This window comes from uncultured Fenollaria sp. (assembly GCF_934202865.1).
Lineage (GTDB): Bacteria > Bacillota > Clostridia > Tissierellales > Peptoniphilaceae > Fenollaria.
The window spans coordinates 1-16,568 of record NZ_CAKPYL010000028.1; the positions used below are offsets into that span (position 1 = coordinate 1).

Here is a 16,568-nt window from a genome sequence, read left to right on the forward strand (position 1 = left end):
TACCAATTGCGAATAGTCCTGATATAGTATCAAGTTTATCTGCCATAGCAAGTACAACGCCTGCTGTAGTTGCTGGTAGTGAGTCTTGAGCAAATCTTGGTAGATAGTGTTCATAAATTGCTTCTTGAACGCCTATTGGCTCGCCTGATAGATTAGCATAGATCTTGCCCATAACGCCTTGTAGTTCAGTAAATTCAACTACAAGCTTAGTAGCAAGGTCCGCTTTTGAAAGATAGGCCGCTCTCTTTGTAGTTTCTAGCGTTTCATCTCCAACGTTTAAGTCATCACATATCTTTTCTGCAAGCTTAATATTTCTTAATGTTTTATCATATAGTGTTCCTAGCTTATCTTGGAAGACTATAGTTTTTAAATCATTAACATATTCTTCTAGATCTTTTTTTCTGTCTTCATTGAAGAAGAACTTTGCGTCTTCAAGTCTAGCCGCAAGTACTTTTTCATTACCTTTTCTAACTATATCTAGATATTTATCGTCACCATTTCTAACAGTAATGAAGTGATTCATAAGTCTATTTTTTGAATCAACTACTGGGAAGTATCTTAAGTGGTCCTTCATAGGTGTTATAACTACTTCATCAGGTAGTTCAAGGTATTGGTCCTTGATTGTTCCAAGTAGTGGTGTTGGATACTCAACAAGGTTAGTAACTTGATCTATGATAGCCTCGTCATCTTGTAAGCTTCCGCCAACTGACTTAGCTAATCTTTCTGATTCAAGTCTAATTTTTGCTTTTCTCTCTTCATTGTCAACGATTACATAATTATCTTCCATAAGCTTCATATAATCATGAGCATCAGGTATCTCTATATCCTTTTTAGATAAAAATCTGTGTCCATTAGTCAAATTAGAAACTCTTATATTTTCTAAATTAAATTTAACTACTTTGTCATTATAAAGAGATACTATCCATCTGATAGGTCTAGCAAATCTAAGGTCTCTTCCGCCCCACTTCATTGATTTAGGAAAGACAATCTTTCTAATAATGCTTTCTGCATTAGCTTCAATAAGCTCAGTAAAGCTTAGGCTCTTGTGCTCAATAGAAGCAAAAACATATTCTGTTCCGCCCATGTCTTTATAAAAGATATCGTCAAGGCTTAAGCCCTTTGACTTTAAAAAGCCTTGAAGAGCTTTGCTTGCATTGCCATCTTGATCAAAGCTTATTGCCTTTGATGGTCCCTTAATCTCTTCTTTTTCTATGCTTTCATTTTCAACAATGCCGTCAACTATAGTAGTTATTCTTCTAGGCGTTGTATATACGTTCACTTCGAAGTCTTTGTATGAGTTTTCGCTTAATAATTTTTCAAAAGCATTTTTAAATTGTTCTATAGCTAATTTTGAGTAGCTAGCAGGTAATTCTTCCATACCTACTTCTAATAAGTATCTATTTGCCATCGTTAAAACCTACTTTCTTAGTAAAAGGAAATCCCATCTCTTCCCTTTGTTCTACATATTTACTTGCGATAAGCTTAGCTAAGCTCCTAACCTTAAGTATATAGTTTGCTCTTTGTGAAACGGATATAGCTCCAAGCGCATCAAGCACGTTAAATGTATGTGAGCACTTAAGTACATAATCATAAGCTGGAAGTATTAGTCCTTCCTCGATAACTCTTTTGCACTCAGCTTCATATCTTTCAAACATCTCTTGAAGCAAGTCTTTGTCAGCTAGTTCAAAGCTGTATACAGAGTGTTCGTACTCTGCCTTTTTAAATATGTCTCCATAAGTAAAGTGCTCGTTCCATTGTATGTCGTAAACATTGTCAACGTCTTGTAAATACATAGCTATTCTTTCAAGTCCGTAAGTTAATTCAGAGGATTCTAATTCTAAATTTAGTCCACCAACTTGTTGGAAATATGTGAATTGAGTTATTTCCATACCGTCAAGCCAAACTTCCCAGCCTAGTCCCCAAGCACCTAGTGTAGGCGATTCCCAGTTGTCTTCAACGAATCTTATATCGTGCTTCAATGGGTCTATGCCTATAGCTTTTAAGCTGTCTAGGTATAAGTCTTGTACATCATATGGCGATGGTTTTAGAATTACTTGTAATTGATGGTGTTGATAAACTCTATTTGGGTTCTCACCATATCTTGCGTCCGCTGGTCTTCTCGATGGTTCTACATAAACAACCCTCCATGGTTCAGGTCCAAGTGATCTAAGAAAAGTATGTGGATTCATAGTTCCAGCGCCTTTTTCAACGTCATAAGGCTCCATGACTAAGCAGCCTTTGTCCTTCCAATAATTTAGTAGATTCATCATTAAATCTTGAAAATACATTTTGTCCTCCTCAATATTTGACTTTAAGAGTCTTAAATTCATCTTTATCAAATATATATAAAATATAATTTATAAATAATCTTTTTAAATTTGCTATAGATTTTTCTTCGCAGTCTATAGCAATTAAGTCCGTAAATTTGCTATTTAATAATTGCTTCATAAAGCTAAGTTCTTTTATACTTATAGCCTTGTTTGAGTAAGCCTTGTCTCTTGCCACAATCATGCCATCTTCATAATTAAAACTGTAGCTATTAAGCCCGTCCTTTATTTGAATTCTAGGGAAATAGCCTAGTATGTATATAAGTTTCAAAATAAAGGCCAGTATTATTAGCTCTGCTTTTTCCGGATATATGTCCATAATGTTTAGCATAGTCAGTATCATGCTATAGATACGTTCGTCGCCCTCTTGTGTATTTAACAAGGTCACAAGCAGCTCTGATAAAAAAGCAAAATCATGTAGCTTTTTCATATCTGTATCTAAAAGTTTTGGTGCATATAAAACTTTTGAGTCATTAACCATGAAGATCTCTTTGTATTGCGATAGAGTAAACTCTGATTCAGTAAATACAAAGGAGCTCCTCGCTACATTGTCTCTTAAATCATATGCGCTTCTTACATAAGCCTTGATACGACCTAGATTAACTGTATATATATCAAGTATCTTGCCATTCTTCTGATCGCTTTTGCTTGCAATTACTATGCCTCTAAACTTTTCGGATTTACTTGTATCCAAAGAATTTCACCTTGTCTTCGTTCTTTCGCCAGTTTTTAGCGACTTTCACGTTTAGTTTAAGATTAACTTCTGTATCAAGCATTGCTTTTATATCCTTTTTCGCAGCAAGTCTGATTTTTTTAATCATAGAAGCGTCCTTGCCAATGACTATGCCCTTGTGGCTTTCTCTTTCGCAGTATATAATTGCTTCGATATTTACCTTGTCTTCAAACTCTTCGTACTTAATAATTTCAACGTTGATGCCGTGAGGTATTTCTTCAGATAAGTACAATAGACACTTTTGTCTAATCACCTCTGAAACTATAAACTTCATCGGCTTATCTGTTAAATACTCGCCATCGTAGTACATTGGTCCCGGTTTTAATGTGTTTTTAATCTCATCTAATAATTTATCTAAGTTCTCGTCATTACCGGCGCTTATTGGCACAGTAATAGCTTTAAGATTTCTCGAGTTAATCTCTGCTATAATCTCATCTAAATATGATTCCTTTTTATCAATCTTGTTTATAGCGATGACCACATCCTTATTTGAGCTTGTAACTATGTCCATTAGCTCTTTTTCTCCAGACTTAAATGGCACAGAGCCATCTATAATATATAGAATCATGTCAGCATCTTCTATTGCTGATCTCATGGCCTTATCCATGTAGTCGCCCAGTTTATTTCTAGCTATTTGATATCCAGGTGTATCCATAAAAATGATTTGCGCATCGTCATCTGTATATATAAAGTTGATTATATCTCTTGTTGTTTGCGGCTTATCAGAGATTATTGATATATTAAATTTTACTAATTTATTTAGTAGCGTCGATTTGCCAGCGTTTGGCCTACCGACAACGGCTACATAGCCTGATTTGAATTCCATCGTCTCACCTCTATTTATCATCTAATGAAAAAGATTCTGGAAGCAGATCTTTTATATTATATACTTTGTAATCTTTTGTGCTCTTTGCGACAATTATCTCAGCGTCTTTTGTAAACTCACTAATAAATTGTCTGCACGCCCCACACGGGAATGGATATGAATCTGGATTTACTATAGCAATCTTATTTATCTTTCTTGAATCACCATTAGTGATAGCATTTGCTATAGCGCTTCTCTCAGCGCATATTGTTAAGCCATAAGATGCATTCTCAATGTTTACGCCATTATAAACACTGCCGTCGTCCATTTCAACAGCTGCAGCTACTTTATATTTTGAATAAACTGAGTATGATCTATCTAAAACGCTTAAGGCTGATTCAATAAGTTCTTTATAATCCATATTATCCCTCGAATCTTTATTATACAATAAATTTGCGATAAATTCAATACTTAACGCGTGATTTTAAGCTCATCAAGTATTTCTCTTTGTCTTTCTTCCATAATGACTCTGTCTTCGTCCTCGATATGGTCGTAGCCAAGTAAGTGCAAGATGCTGTGAGCGAAGAGAAACATGATTTCTCTTTCAAGGCTGTGTCCATAGTCCTTCGCTTGCTCTTCAGCTACTTCGTATGAGATAACTACGTCACCTAAGAGCGTCTCATCAGATGAAAAATCTTCTATAAGAGGAAAAGATAAAACGTCAGTCACTTTATCAATGTCTCTGTACTCTCTATTTAAGTCCTTTATCTCTTCCTTCGATACATAAGTAAGACCTACCTCATAGTGATCTTCAAGGCCTTCCTTTTTTAAAGCAAGTGAAGCAATACTTTTCATAGTATCTTCGTAAGTTGCCTCTATCGGATAATTATTCTCGTTATTTATCACTATGTCCATCTTTTTCTTCTCTCTCTTTACTTTCTTTATCAAGCTTTTTGCTCTCGTATGCATTATATGCTTCGATAATTCTTTGTACAAGTATATTTCTAACAACGTCAGTTTGAGTAAGTTCGATAAAACTAATACCATTAATATTTCTTAAAATATGGCTAGCAGCTATAAGACCTGACTTCTTTCCCTTAGGTAAGTCTCTTTGTGTGATGTCGCCAGTCACTATAACCTTAGAGTTAAAGCCCATCCTTGTTAAGAACATCTTCATTTGTTCTTCAGTAGTGTTTTGCGCTTCATCAAGAATTATGAAAGCCTTATCCAAAGTTCTACCTCTCATGTAAGCAAGTGGAGCGACCTCGATAAGTCCTCTTTCGGCGTTCTTTTCATATTGCTCCTTGCCCATGATTTCATATAAGGCGTCATAAACAGGTCTTAGATATGGGTCAACCTTTTCCTTTAGATCACCTGGCAAGAAACCAAGGTTTTCACCCGCTTCTACAGCTGGTCTTGTTAATATAATCTTAGATACTTCTTTATTTTTGAAAGCATTGACCGCCATGGCGATGGCAAGATAAGTCTTTCCAGTACCTGCAGGTCCTATACCAAAGGTAATTCCTGACTTTCTAATCATATCAACATATCTTTTTTGGCCAATAGTCTTTGGTCTGATGGTTTTGCCCTCGCTAGTAATTGCAACTACGTCTTTTTGTATATCATATAATTGATTTTCCTTAGACTTTTTCACTAGATTTATGGAGTAGTATATATCCTCTTTGCTAAGTGATTTTTGTGTATCGATAAGGCTTGATAAGGCTTTGATAAGTCTCTCAGCCATAGCCTCTTTCTCTTCATTTCCTGAAGCTATCACAATCTTATCGGACTTGATATCAAGCTTCACATCTAGTTCTTTTTCAATTATTTTAATATTTGTATCTAAATTACCAGCTAAGGCTTCTTGCTTATTGCTGTCAAAATTAAGTTCTCTACTCATTAATCCTCCTTAAGGCAAGTGGTTTGTCTAAAATTTCTTTTATTACTATAGATCTAGCCAAATTTTCTTTTGTAAAATTAATACCATCTATCTCTTCACTTTCAATTTCATTAAAAGCGCTATTTTCTACTGTAATTACTTCCTTATTTTCTTCTCTAAGCTTTTCTTCTTTTTTTAATTTATAATCACGAAGTCTATCATTAATATCTCTAGAAAGGTATTCATCAAGCTTTTTGCTCTTTTCTGAGAAATAGTCATCAGCTCTTTCTTTGTAGTCATCCCTGATTGCTTCGTCATAATGCTTTTCTAAATTACCTATCTTTTTTACCTTTTCACGTTTTTGCTTCTCTCTATCATTTGCTTTATTAGCATTTCCCATCGTTCTAGTGTAAATTTCATCAAGTTTTTTATCTAAAATATCTCTTTGCTTTTTCTTCTTATTAGCTTCATTTACAGTAGTGACGATAGATGATATTAGCATAAATAAAAACGCTAATACAAATAATCCATCCATAGTATCCTACTTATCTAGCTTTTGTGTATCAGATATGGACTTTCTCATATCAGTATCTGAGTTGATATTATTCATCTTGTAATAATCCATAACTCCTAAATTACCGTTCTTTAGCGCTTCAGCAATAGCTAGAGGCACTTCTCTTTCGGCTTCAACAACTTTTGACTTCATCTTTTGAACTTCAGCCTTCATTTCTTGTTCGCTAGCAACGGCCATGGCACGTCTTTCTTCTGCCTTAGCTTGAGCTATCTTCTTATCAGCATCTGCTTGATCCATAAGTAGTTTAGCTCCGATATTTCTACCAACGTCGATGTCTGCTATGTCTATAGAAAGTATTTCGAATGCTGTTCCTGAGTCAAGACCCTTTTTAAGAACTGTCTTTGAAATGCTATCAGGATTTTCAAGCACGGCCTTATGTGTATCCGCGCTACCAACAGTAGTTACAATGCCTTCGCCGACTCTTGCGATGATAGTTTCTTCGCCAGCACCACCGACTAATCTCTCGATATTTGCTCTAACAGTTACTCTTGCTTTTACAACAACTTCGATACCATTCATAGCAACTGCGGATATGGAAGGAGTTTCTATAACCTTAGGATTTACGCTTACTTGAACCGCTTCAAGCACATTACGACCAGCTAGGTCAATGGCTGCTGCTCTAGTAAAGTCTAGAGGTATATCGGCTCTTTGTGCTGCGATAAGCGCGTCTACTAGTGTATCTACGTTACCACCAGCTAAGTAGTGCGCTTCTAGTTCGTTAACCTTTATATCAAGTCCAGCCTTTGTAGCCTTGATCATTGGATTGATAATCTTGCTTGGAGCAACTCTTCTTAGTCTCATACCAGTAAGTGTAGCCATGCTAACCTTAACTCCTGAGAAGAATGCTGTTACCCATAGACCTATAGGTACGAATGAAAAGAACATACTTAAGACTATAATCCCAAGTATTACAAAAATTAATTTTCCTGATAATAACGCATTAATAAAACCTGCTAAAAACATTTTACTTAACCTCCCTGTCAACTATTAGATATCTTCCTTTAACTGCTATAACCTTTAGATCGAGACCATTATCTAGGTAGCCATCGTAGCTTATAGCGTTATATTTGACTCCATCAATCAAAACATAACCTGTTGGTCCTAAAGAGCTGATTGATTTTGCCTTGCTTCCTATGAGCTTCTCTAGCTCATTTACTTCTTCTTTATTTTCTTTTAAATTCGATTCGGTACTTAAAACAAGATGAGTTAATCCCTTTAAAGTATATCCCTTACTAAGCATGTACTTAAGGAAACCTATATTGCAATTTATCAATATAAATACAGTCATTAAGCCATATCTATAGTCAGTAAAAGCTAAAACTACAGATGTGAAATATGCTAGTAAGCCAAGTACACCTGTTATAGTAAAGCCAGGAATAAATATTTCCAAAACTACAAAAATACAAGCAAATATGAATAATCCGAGTGGATAAAAATTATTTGTTTGACATACAATTCTAGATCCAAACAAAAGAAGATGTGTTAAGAAAAATAAACTTATGTAAGCACTTTGCTTCTTCTTTATTAAAGCAAGACTTAAAAAGAGCGTGCCTATGATTACTAATAAAAATGCCGCTATATCGGTCAATAAAAAAACATCTGTATTTGCCACTAAAAATAAATTTCGCATTAAATCACCACCTAAGTATATTTACCCAAAACACTAATCTTTAATCAAAAAAATCAAGGCTGACCACTATGACCAGCCTTTGCTTTTTATAAATCTTCTGATTTTTCTACGTTCTTAATCTCTTTTATAGATGCCTTGTCTCTGAATGCCCACTTAGCTATCTCCATATTGCATCCTGGATTTATTTCGATTACGTAAACATCTTCTTTAATTTGAACAATCTTTCCTAAGATACCGCCAATAGTTACGATTTGATCACCTATCTTAAGTGAGTCTCTTAATTCTTGTAACTTTTGTGCTTGTTTCTTTTGCGGTCTGATTAAAAAGAAGTATGCAAATGCACCAAATAATACGAATGGTATTATCATGCTAAGTAATGATCCGCTTGCGTTTGCTTGTTGAGCTCCTGTTAAAAAACTTAATGTCATCATATAACCTCCCTATATTGTTAATATTATTATACACTATATTACTTTAAATATCCATATTTTTTATAAAATTCATGTTTATACTCTAAGAAATAATCGCCTAAAATTGATTCCCTAATATTTTTCATCATCTTTAGTAAGAAAGTTAAATTATGAATAGTAGCTAATCTATAAGCAAGTATCTCGTCAACATTGAAAAGATGTCTTAAGTAAGCTCTTGAGTAATGACTACAAGTGTAACAATCGCACTCAGGGTCCGGCTTTGTGAAGTCTTCCTTGTACTTAGCGTTCTTTATTACAAGTCTACCGTGTGATGTCATAAGCGTTCCATTTCTCGAGATTCTTGTTGGTAAAACGCAGTCCGCCATATCTATACCTCTTTCAACTGACTCAAATAAATATAGTGGTGTACCTACTCCCATGTTGTATCTCGGCTTATCTTCAGGCATATAGTCAGTTACATGGTCTAAGACTTCATTCATCAAATCAACTGGCTCACCTACTGAGAGGCCACCAACAGCATAACCAGGCAAGTCAATAGAGCAAATTTCTTTCGCATGCTCTTCACGAAGGTCCTTGTAAAGACCGCCTTGAATAATGCCGAATAGATTTTGATTCTCTCTATCGGTCCAAGCGTCCTTACATCTTTCAAGCCACCTAGTCGTTCTGTGCATTGAATTTATAATGTATTCTCTAGACGCAGGATAAGGAGCGCACTCATCAAAGGCCATCATGATATCACTGCCAAGCTTTGTTTGTATCTCAATCGATTTCTCTGGAGATATAAATAGCTTTGAGCCATCTATATGTGAGCGAAACTCAACTCCTTCTTCACTTATCTTTCTCATGCCGCCCAAACTAAAGACTTGAAAGCCACCACTATCAGTTAAGATAGGCTTATCCCAGTTCATAAACTTGTGAAGTCCACCTGCTTTGTGAACTATGTCTTCGCCAGGTCTTAAATGCAAGTGATATGTATTTGAAAGAATGATTTGAGCGCCCAAGTCCTTAAGCTCATCAGGCGTCATGGTCTTAACCGTTGCTCTCGTTCCCACCGGCATGAAGATAGGCGTCTCAACAACGCCATGCTTTAGCTTCATTAGACCAGCTCTTGCTTTAGTTTTACTATCTGTTTTAATTAATTCAAATTCCATATTACCTATCCAATATAAACATTGCATCGCCAAAGCTGAAGAATCTGTATCTTTCTTTAACAGCTTCTGCATATGCGTTAAGTATCATCTCTTTTGATGCAAAGGCACTTACTAGCATAATTAGCGTTGACTCTGGTAAGTGGAAGTTCGTGATTAGTGCGTCAACTGCCTTATATTCAAAGCCAGGATATATGAATATATCAGTCCATCCGTGACTAGCCTTGATCTCGCCCTTTGCAGCTATCGTTTCAAGCGTTCTAACTGTAGTAGTTCCAACAGCTATAACTCTTCTGCCTTCTTTTTTTGCTTTGTTTATGGTCTCGCTCGCCTCTTCAGAAAGGTTATAGAACTCACTGTGCATCTTGTGTTTCTCAACATCTGTTACCTTGACAGGTCTAAATGTTCCAAGACCAACATGTAGTGTTAGATAAACTATCTTCACGCCCTTATCTTCTAGCTCTTTTAATAGCTCTTTAGTAAAGTGTAGACCCGCTGTTGGTGCAGCTGCCGAACCAAGGTTCTTAGCGTAAACAGTTTGGTATCTATCCTTATCTTCAAGTCTTTCCTTAATATATGGTGGAAGAGGCATCTCGCCAAGTTCATTTAATATCTCTAGGAAAATTCCATCGTATTTAAATTTTATATATCTAACACCATCGTCATCAATATCAACTACTTCAGCTCTTAGAAGACCGTGACCAAATTCAATTTCACTGCCTATCTTCATCTTCTTGCCTGGCTTAACAAGGGTCTTCCAAGTGTCTTCTTCTGTTTGTGAAATTAGTAGAACTTCTATCTTTTCTTCTTTTCCAGGCCTATTGCCAAAGAGTCTTGCAGGTATTACCTTGCTATCGTTTGCAACTAGCACGTCTCCTTCATGAAGGAGGTTCACTATGTCATGAAAAATCATGTGTTCGACCTTGCCAGTTTTTCTATCCAAGACCATAAGTCTTGATTCATCTCTTTTATCTATGGGGTGTTGTGCAATCAGCTCCTCAGGTAGATCATAGTAAAAATCTTTAGTTTCCATTACTTATTTCAGCTCCGTCATAGTAGAATTTTAGTATTTCATCATATTTTAATCCAGCTTTGCCCATGTTGTTTGCGCCCCATTGGCTTAGTCCAACACCATGGCCCCAGCCGTGACCAGCTATCTTTATCTTTGCATTAGCGCTTATAGCTGGGCTTGGGCTAGCTTTTTCACTAGTTTCACTGCTTATAAATATAGCTACGCCATCTTCAAATAAAACAGTTACTTCGCCATCATTATCGTTCTCTGGCGTTATTGTAGCAGCGCTTACACCATTTGCCTCAACTGTATACATACTGCTCTTGAATTTATTCGCGCCGATAGCGTTCTTAAATTTATTGTTATCGACAAGCACTTCTTTATTGCCGTCCATTATAGCAATAGTCTTAACTCTCCTGCTATTGTTATTTTCTTTAACGTAAATTTGATTTATCGAATTTATACTAATGCCTTGTTTTTTAAGTCCATTAATTAGGTCGTTGGCATTAATTTCAAAATTCCAATTATAATTTGGCTCATTTATAGAATATTTATCTTCTTTTGAGATTAAATACTTGTACTTAGCGCCCCAAACGTCGTTAGCGTCTGCAGTATAACCACCATTTGACGAGGAATAAGTCGCATTAACAACCTTGCCGTCTGATAAAAGAATTTGTCCTCTAGTTTCATCAACAGCTTTTCTAACATTGTCCTTTTCCGCATCAAAACCACCATAAACTTGGCTAGAAACAGTATCATATAAGTCAAAGGACTTATCCTTATTTCTAGTCACGCTGCAAATCGCATATGACCTAGCAGCTACAGCTTGTGCCTTAAGCGCTTCGTATGAGAAAGTGCTTGGCATCTCTCTTGGAACAACGCCATATAGGTACTCTTCAAGACCGACATTGTTAATGGCTGCTAATTGTTTATCAACTGTATCAAATGTTAAGTAGCCTCTGTATTTTTTATTGTTTATCTTGATAGGACCCCAACTAGGAGATTGTATCTTCATAGACTTATTTGTCGCCATGCTTGATAGAAAAGTTCCTTGAGCGTCGTAAATATCATAGTTTTGGCCGTTTAGCTTAAGAACAATACTCTTTTCAAAGCTTTGGAATAGGCTTAAATTAGAGTGCATATCTCTCACTTCAAAACCATCGTCACTATATAGTTTTAATTCATTCATATTTTGCGCTGTTATTCCAAGCTTAACATCAACATTTGTTATATGCTCATATCCACTCTCTGCTTTAGCAGTATTTATGGAAAATGCTAGCAAAAATATTGATAGTATAATTAATATTTTATTCTTCATAGTTCTCTCCTTCGTTATACTTGTAGCCCATGTGATCATAAGCAAGTTTCGTTGCAATTCTGCCTCTTGGCGTTCTTGCGATAAAGCCAAGCTGAATTAGATATGGCTCGTAAACATCTTCTATCGTAGTTCTCTCTTCGTTCGATGATGCTGCAAGCGTATCTAAGCCGACTGGCCTGCCACCATAAGTATTTATCATAACATCAAGTATCTTTCTGTCAGTTTTATCAAGGCCATAATGATCTATCTCTAGTATATCAAGTCCCTTTTTAGCAATCTTTCCTGATATAGAGCCATCTTCTAGCACTAAAGAGTAGTCTCTAACCCTCTTTAGTAGCCTATTGGCAATTCTTGGTGTACCTCTAGATCTTCTAGCTATCTCTCTTGCGCCTGCCTCGTCTATTTCCACATCCAAAATGCCGGCAGATCTTGTAACTATCTCACAAAGCGAGTCTTCGTCGTATAAGTCAAGATTTAATATAACACCAAATCTATCTCTTAATGGTGATGATAATAGCCCTGCTCTTGTAGTTGCGCCTATTAGCGTAAATCTTGAAAGGTCTATCCTAACCGACCTTGCCGATGGGCCTTTACCTATAATTAAGTCTAGTGAATAGTCCTCCATAGCTGGATATAGAATTTCTTCTACTGAACGTGATATTCTATGTATCTCGTCAATGAATAACACATCGTCATCTTTTAAATTTGTTAGTACTGAGGCCAAATCGCCAGGTCTTTCAATCGCAGGACCTGATGTTATCTTGATATTAACACCCATCTCGTTTGCGATGATATTCGCAAGAGTAGTCTTTCCTAGTCCTGGTGGTCCATATAAAAGAACATGGTCAAGTGGCTCTCCCCTCATCTTTGCAGCATTAACAAAAATTTTAAGCTTTTCCTTAACGCTGTCTTGGCCAATGTAGTCGTTAAACCACTTCGGTCTCAATGAGTTATCAAAATTTTCCTCGCCTGACCTCAAATCAGTCGTTATTAATCTATCTTCTTCCACTTAAACACCTACTTTGAAAGCCTTTTCAATAGCTCTTTAATCAAATCTTCTACTTCCATAGTCTCGTCTAAACCTTTGGCAATGCTTGTAATTTCGTATTTGTTATAGCCAAGTGAAGTAAGCGCTTCTATAGCTTCGTTTAGGTTGCTGCCAACACTTACAACATTTGCAAGGTCTTCAAATTCGCTTCCCTTGCTAACTTTGTCCTTAAGCTCAAGAATGATTCTTTGAGCAGTTTTCTTACCTATGCCAGGCGCCTTCATTAAGGCTTTTTCATCATTTGTGACAATAGCCTTTTGTAGATCAACTACCTTTTGTTCAGACAGAATACCTATGGCAGTCTTTGGTCCAACACCATTAACTGTTGTAATCAGATTGAAAAAGTCAACCTCGTATCTATTGGCAAAGCCATATAGACTCATGTCATCTTCCCTAACTACTAAATTCATATAAATTTTTACTTCGCCATCGTAGATGTCACTCTCCATAGTTTCTTTAGATGTAAACACTTTGTAAGCAATGTTATTTACTAATAAAACTATGTAGTCCTTCTTCTTATCTACAACCTCACCTATCATATATTCAAACATATTTACCTCAATAAAAATTGATCTTTAAAATTAATACTTGCGCTATGAGTTAGAGCAACTGCTAAAGCGTCAGCAACATCGTCAGGTTTTGGAACCTTTTCTAAGTGAAGAAAAGTTTTTACCATCTCTTGCATTTGCTTTTTCTCAGCCCTACCATAACCAGTAACAGCTTGTTTAATTTGAAGTGGAGTGTACTCATATGTAGCAAGATTCTTGTGCTTTAAGCAAAGAAGCGTAACTCCTCTTGCTTCAGCAACTTGTATAACAGTTTTTTGATTTTTAAAATAAAACAGTTCTTCGATAGCTGCTTCGTCTGGATCGTACTTGTCGATTATAGCACCAAGCTCAAAGTAAATCTTCTCAAGTCTTTTATCTAAACTAAGGTCCTTGTGCGTCGTGATTGCGTCGTAGAACACATCGCGAGCCTTATTGCCGTCATAATCAATGATGCCCACACCTACTATAGCGATGCCTGGGTCTATACCTAAAATTCTCATTTTGCCTCCTACTTCTCCATTATAATTAATATTATACTACAAAATAGGCATAAGTTCAAGCACTTGATGCGTTTTTATGTGACGCCGATTTTAATAAAGACGAAAATCGTTTCTCACGAACTTAAGTTAATAAAAAAGCTTAGCAAGAGAGGGCCCACTAAGCAATTAAAAATTACTATATCATAATATTAATTTTTTAATTAAACACATAACAATACCCTTCTTAGTATTTGCTCATAAGAAGGGTATTTGTAATGCTATTTTATTTGTTTTATTTATTTCTTCTCTCTAAAATCATATCCACACTTTGAGCAGAAATTTTCACCATTATATTCAGCACCGCAATTTGGACAGAATTTTATTTCATATTCTTTCGATATATCTTCTTCAATATAATTATCTTCTACTACTTCATCTTCTTCTACTTCCGCTTCTTCGTCTTCTTCTTCATCTATGAATTTCTCTTCAATAACATTTTTGCTTTTATCATCTTTAATATCTTTCTTATTTTTCTTTTTCTTCAATATCAAGAAAATTATTAAGGCAATGATGATTATAAGAATTAGTATTGTAAGAATCAAAATTATTTTATTTTCAAATAAATCTTCTAATTTATCTAAGAAACTTTCACTTTCAATGAAGATGAATGAATTTAGATTGTTCATCTCTTCAATTTTTGGTTCTCTAAGTCTATTTGTTACATTAGACAGTAAATCCTTTTCAGCTTCAAAGTCTTCTAAATGTGTATTTGCTATTACAGTTTTTTTAGAAATAAAAGCTAAAGTTCTATATAGTAGAAGTATTGCTTCATCTCTATTTACTATCTCATCAGCATTAAAATCTTCACCTTCGTTAGATATTAGACCACACTCCAGAGCAAGTTCAACATTTCTTTCTATAGATTTAAACTTGTCAAAATCAGAAAAACTTTTCGCTTCACTTAACTCATCATCTTCTATATCAAAACCATTAAGCTTTAAGACTTCTGTTAAAGCATATACTAGCTGAGCTCTTTTTACTTTTTCATTTGGATAAAAACTGTTTCCTTCATGATTAAATAATTTATGCTTTATCGCAGACTTTATATATATTTTATCTAATTCATTTACATCATCTAACTTTATATCCTTATCATCATCGTAGTCACCAAGCAAAAAGCCTACAGCTCTAGCAATCTCGCCTTTAATCAATGGCTGATCTAAATCTAAACTATCAGATGCTTCGCTTAATATCTTTGATGACAATACGTTCTTAAAAGCTATAGATTTAAATCCATCCAAACCTAAATCTTCTAAATTTGAAGACTCATAATTTTCAAATTTTATTGGGCCATAGTGATTTGTATATACTATACAATACTTAGGATCACTATTCATAAGATAATATAGTGTTGGAACTTTACTTATATATTTTTCTTCATTAAATTCATTAAAATTAATAGTTAAATTTATAGGTAATGTTGCTCTCTTTTTTGAAAGCGGAGTTATAAAAACATTGTTATCAAACTTTTCTATAGCAAAAACCGTATTTTTTTCTTTTAGTTTATTGATATCATCCTTAGTTAAAATTACATTTATATCTAATCCGTCTAAGTAGAAATTATAAATTATATCGTCTTCAAGTTCATCTTTAAAACTAAAAATATATCTACCCACCTCGTTTGGCCTCATTTTTATTTGAACTACTGGTTTATATTTATTAAAATCTTTGATTTCTAAGTTAGTTAAATAATTACTTAAATTTATCGCGTCATCTCGATCAACTTTGTGGCTTTCATAAAAGTCATTATTAAATTCTACAGCTCCATTAAGATTATAAGATAAGTTGTTCTCTACGAACTTAAAATAAACTTGACGTAATTCAACTTGTCTTTCGTTTAAAAGTCCGATTTCTTTTGTATAGTCATTTTCTTTTAAAAATGAATCAATATATGAAATAAGTTCTTGTGATGAATTTTTCTTTGAAGCTTCTTCATTATCAAAACCCGACAAAAAATCTGGCTGCAAACTATGACCCAAAGCATCTTCAGCTTGTTCAAATGTAAATGGTTCTCCTTTAATGTAGATAGGAAATAATTTATTTTCTCCATCAACATTTTTTCTTTCAACAAGTATATACTTAGAACGCATTTCTCCATAGTATAAAGAATTTACTCTTACAATTGCATAATTATATAAAGACTGAATATCTGATAAAACTACTCCACGACCAAAATCAAGATAGTATTCTGTTGAAATTGCAGTTATGGAAAATTTATCATCCTTTACCCTCACACTTATAAAGTCTCCATACTCTGCTTCTTTAAGCTTCTGGTCAAAAAATAGTTTAGTTAAATCATTTAAAAATTCTATACTATATAGTTCTTCATAGTCCCAAGATATATAATTCTTAGCAAAATTAGAAAGCTTCTCTTTATACTCTTTTGAAAGTGCTATAGATTGCGCACCAAATTCTTCACTTTCGTAAAGAAAGCTTGTACTAAGCCAGTCTGCTATAGCTGAACTATTTATAACTCCAAATTTCTCATCTAATGTCGCTGCTAAAAAAACAATCTTTTCAAACTCATCCTTACTTACATTCTTAAAAAAATCAGATTTTGCATATACATCCTCACT

Annotated in this window: 18 protein-coding genes; all 18 read right to left on the reverse strand. The window is 34.8% G+C overall.

The genetic code is table 11. The features are described from left to right. The coding region (gene glyS, locus Q0E71_RS04150) for a glycine--tRNA ligase subunit beta (protein WP_294796326.1) at positions 1–1,408 on the reverse strand (1,408 nt) is incomplete at its 3' end. After that, positions 1,398–2,288 carry a glycine--tRNA ligase subunit alpha gene (glyQ, locus tag Q0E71_RS04155; protein ID WP_294796328.1) on the reverse strand — a complete coding sequence of 297 codons (891 nt, stop codon included), beginning with the start codon at positions 2,286–2,288 and terminating at the stop codon, positions 1,398–1,400. The genes glyQ and glyS, both read right to left, overlap by 11 nt. A gap of 10 nt (positions 2,289–2,298) precedes the next feature. Next, on the reverse strand, positions 2,299–3,021 hold the full coding sequence (gene recO / locus Q0E71_RS04160) for a DNA repair protein RecO (protein ID WP_294796330.1): 723 nt from the start codon (positions 3,019–3,021) through the stop codon (positions 2,299–2,301). After that, positions 3,008–3,886 (reverse strand): GTPase Era, encoded by an 879-nt coding sequence (gene era, locus Q0E71_RS04165; RefSeq protein WP_294796332.1) that lies wholly within the window; start codon positions 3,884–3,886, stop codon positions 3,008–3,010. Before era ends, recO begins: the two co-directional genes overlap by 14 nt. A gap of 10 nt (positions 3,887–3,896) precedes the next feature. Next, positions 3,897–4,313, reverse strand: a complete 417-nt coding sequence (gene cdd / locus Q0E71_RS04170; protein WP_294796334.1) for a cytidine deaminase — start codon at positions 4,311–4,313, stop codon at positions 3,897–3,899. A gap of 23 nt (positions 4,314–4,336) precedes the next feature. Then, positions 4,337–4,780, reverse strand: a complete 444-nt coding sequence (gene ybeY / locus Q0E71_RS04175) for an rRNA maturation RNase YbeY (RefSeq protein WP_294796336.1) — start codon at positions 4,778–4,780, stop codon at positions 4,337–4,339. Then, the gene (locus Q0E71_RS04180; protein WP_294796338.1) at positions 4,761–5,765 is read right to left on the reverse strand and encodes a PhoH family protein; all 1,005 of its coding nucleotides are present in this window, start codon (positions 5,763–5,765) and stop codon (positions 4,761–4,763) included. The genes ybeY and Q0E71_RS04180 overlap by 20 nt, the downstream gene beginning before the upstream one ends. After that, positions 5,758–6,279 (reverse strand): hypothetical protein, encoded by a 522-nt coding sequence (locus Q0E71_RS04185; RefSeq protein ID WP_294796340.1) that lies wholly within the window; start codon positions 6,277–6,279, stop codon positions 5,758–5,760. The genes Q0E71_RS04180 and Q0E71_RS04185 overlap by 8 nt, the downstream gene beginning before the upstream one ends. A 6-nt stretch (positions 6,280–6,285) precedes the next feature. After that, positions 6,286–7,281, reverse strand: coding sequence for a flotillin-like protein FloA (gene floA / locus Q0E71_RS04190; RefSeq protein ID WP_294796342.1), 996 nt, complete (start codon positions 7,279–7,281; stop codon positions 6,286–6,288). A gap of 1 nt (position 7,282) precedes the next feature. Next, on the reverse strand, positions 7,283–7,948 hold the full coding sequence (locus Q0E71_RS04195) for an NfeD family protein (RefSeq protein WP_294796344.1): 666 nt from the start codon (positions 7,946–7,948) through the stop codon (positions 7,283–7,285). A gap of 86 nt (positions 7,949–8,034) precedes the next feature. Continuing rightward, positions 8,035–8,376: a preprotein translocase subunit YajC gene (gene yajC / locus Q0E71_RS04200; RefSeq protein WP_294796346.1), complete on the reverse strand. Its 342-nt coding sequence runs from the start codon at positions 8,374–8,376 to the stop codon at positions 8,035–8,037. Between the two features lie 41 nt (positions 8,377–8,417). After that, positions 8,418–9,530, reverse strand: a complete 1,113-nt coding sequence (gene tgt, locus Q0E71_RS04205; protein ID WP_367116812.1) for a tRNA guanosine(34) transglycosylase Tgt — start codon at positions 9,528–9,530, stop codon at positions 8,418–8,420. A 1-nt stretch (position 9,531) separates the two neighbouring features. Next, on the reverse strand, positions 9,532–10,560 hold the full coding sequence (gene queA / locus Q0E71_RS04210) for a tRNA preQ1(34) S-adenosylmethionine ribosyltransferase-isomerase QueA (protein ID WP_294796348.1): 1,029 nt from the start codon (positions 10,558–10,560) through the stop codon (positions 9,532–9,534). Continuing rightward, positions 10,550–11,857, reverse strand: coding sequence for a SpoIID/LytB domain-containing protein (locus Q0E71_RS04215; RefSeq protein ID WP_294796350.1), 1,308 nt, complete (start codon positions 11,855–11,857; stop codon positions 10,550–10,552). The genes queA and Q0E71_RS04215 overlap by 11 nt, the downstream gene beginning before the upstream one ends. Continuing rightward, on the reverse strand, positions 11,847–12,866 hold the full coding sequence (gene ruvB, locus Q0E71_RS04220; RefSeq protein ID WP_294796352.1) for a Holliday junction branch migration DNA helicase RuvB: 1,020 nt from the start codon (positions 12,864–12,866) through the stop codon (positions 11,847–11,849). The genes Q0E71_RS04215 and ruvB overlap by 11 nt, the downstream gene beginning before the upstream one ends. A gap of 8 nt (positions 12,867–12,874) precedes the next feature. Then, positions 12,875–13,456, reverse strand: coding sequence for a Holliday junction branch migration protein RuvA (gene ruvA / locus Q0E71_RS04225; protein WP_294796354.1), 582 nt, complete (start codon positions 13,454–13,456; stop codon positions 12,875–12,877). 2 nt (positions 13,457–13,458) lie between these two features. After that, positions 13,459–13,953, reverse strand: a complete 495-nt coding sequence (gene ruvC / locus Q0E71_RS04230) for a crossover junction endodeoxyribonuclease RuvC (RefSeq protein WP_058260476.1) — start codon at positions 13,951–13,953, stop codon at positions 13,459–13,461. 275 nt (positions 13,954–14,228) lie between these two features. After that, the coding region (locus tag Q0E71_RS04235) for a zinc ribbon domain-containing protein (RefSeq protein WP_294796357.1) at positions 14,229–16,568 on the reverse strand (2,340 nt) is incomplete at its 5' end.

Coding starts and splice junctions, on each gene's coding strand:
- Q0E71_RS04195 (WP_294796344.1), bottom strand. CDS start 7,948: ATGCGAAATTTATTTTTAGTGGCAAATACAGATGTTTTTTTATTGACC.
- tgt (WP_367116812.1), bottom strand. CDS start 9,530: ATGGAATTTGAATTAATTAAAACAGATAGTAAAACTAAAGCAAGAGCT.
- Q0E71_RS04215 (WP_294796350.1), bottom strand. CDS start 11,857: ATGAAGAATAAAATATTAATTATACTATCAATATTTTTGCTAGCATTT.
- yajC (WP_294796346.1), bottom strand. CDS start 8,376: ATGACATTAAGTTTTTTAACAGGAGCTCAACAAGCAAACGCAAGCGGA.
- queA (WP_294796348.1), bottom strand. CDS start 10,560: ATGGAAACTAAAGATTTTTACTATGATCTACCTGAGGAGCTGATTGCA.
- ruvA (WP_294796354.1), bottom strand. CDS start 13,456: ATGTTTGAATATATGATAGGTGAGGTTGTAGATAAGAAGAAGGACTAC.
- ybeY (WP_294796336.1), bottom strand. CDS start 4,780: ATGGACATAGTGATAAATAACGAGAATAATTATCCGATAGAGGCAACT.
- ruvC (WP_058260476.1), bottom strand. CDS start 13,953: ATGAGAATTTTAGGTATAGACCCAGGCATCGCTATAGTAGGTGTGGGC.
- Q0E71_RS04185 (WP_294796340.1), bottom strand. CDS start 6,279: ATGGATGGATTATTTGTATTAGCGTTTTTATTTATGCTAATATCATCT.
- Q0E71_RS04180 (WP_294796338.1), bottom strand. CDS start 5,765: ATGAGTAGAGAACTTAATTTTGACAGCAATAAGCAAGAAGCCTTAGCT.
- floA (WP_294796342.1), bottom strand. CDS start 7,281: ATGTTTTTAGCAGGTTTTATTAATGCGTTATTATCAGGAAAATTAATT.
- era (WP_294796332.1), bottom strand. CDS start 3,886: ATGGAATTCAAATCAGGCTATGTAGCCGTTGTCGGTAGGCCAAACGCT.
- glyQ (WP_294796328.1), bottom strand. CDS start 2,288: ATGTATTTTCAAGATTTAATGATGAATCTACTAAATTATTGGAAGGAC.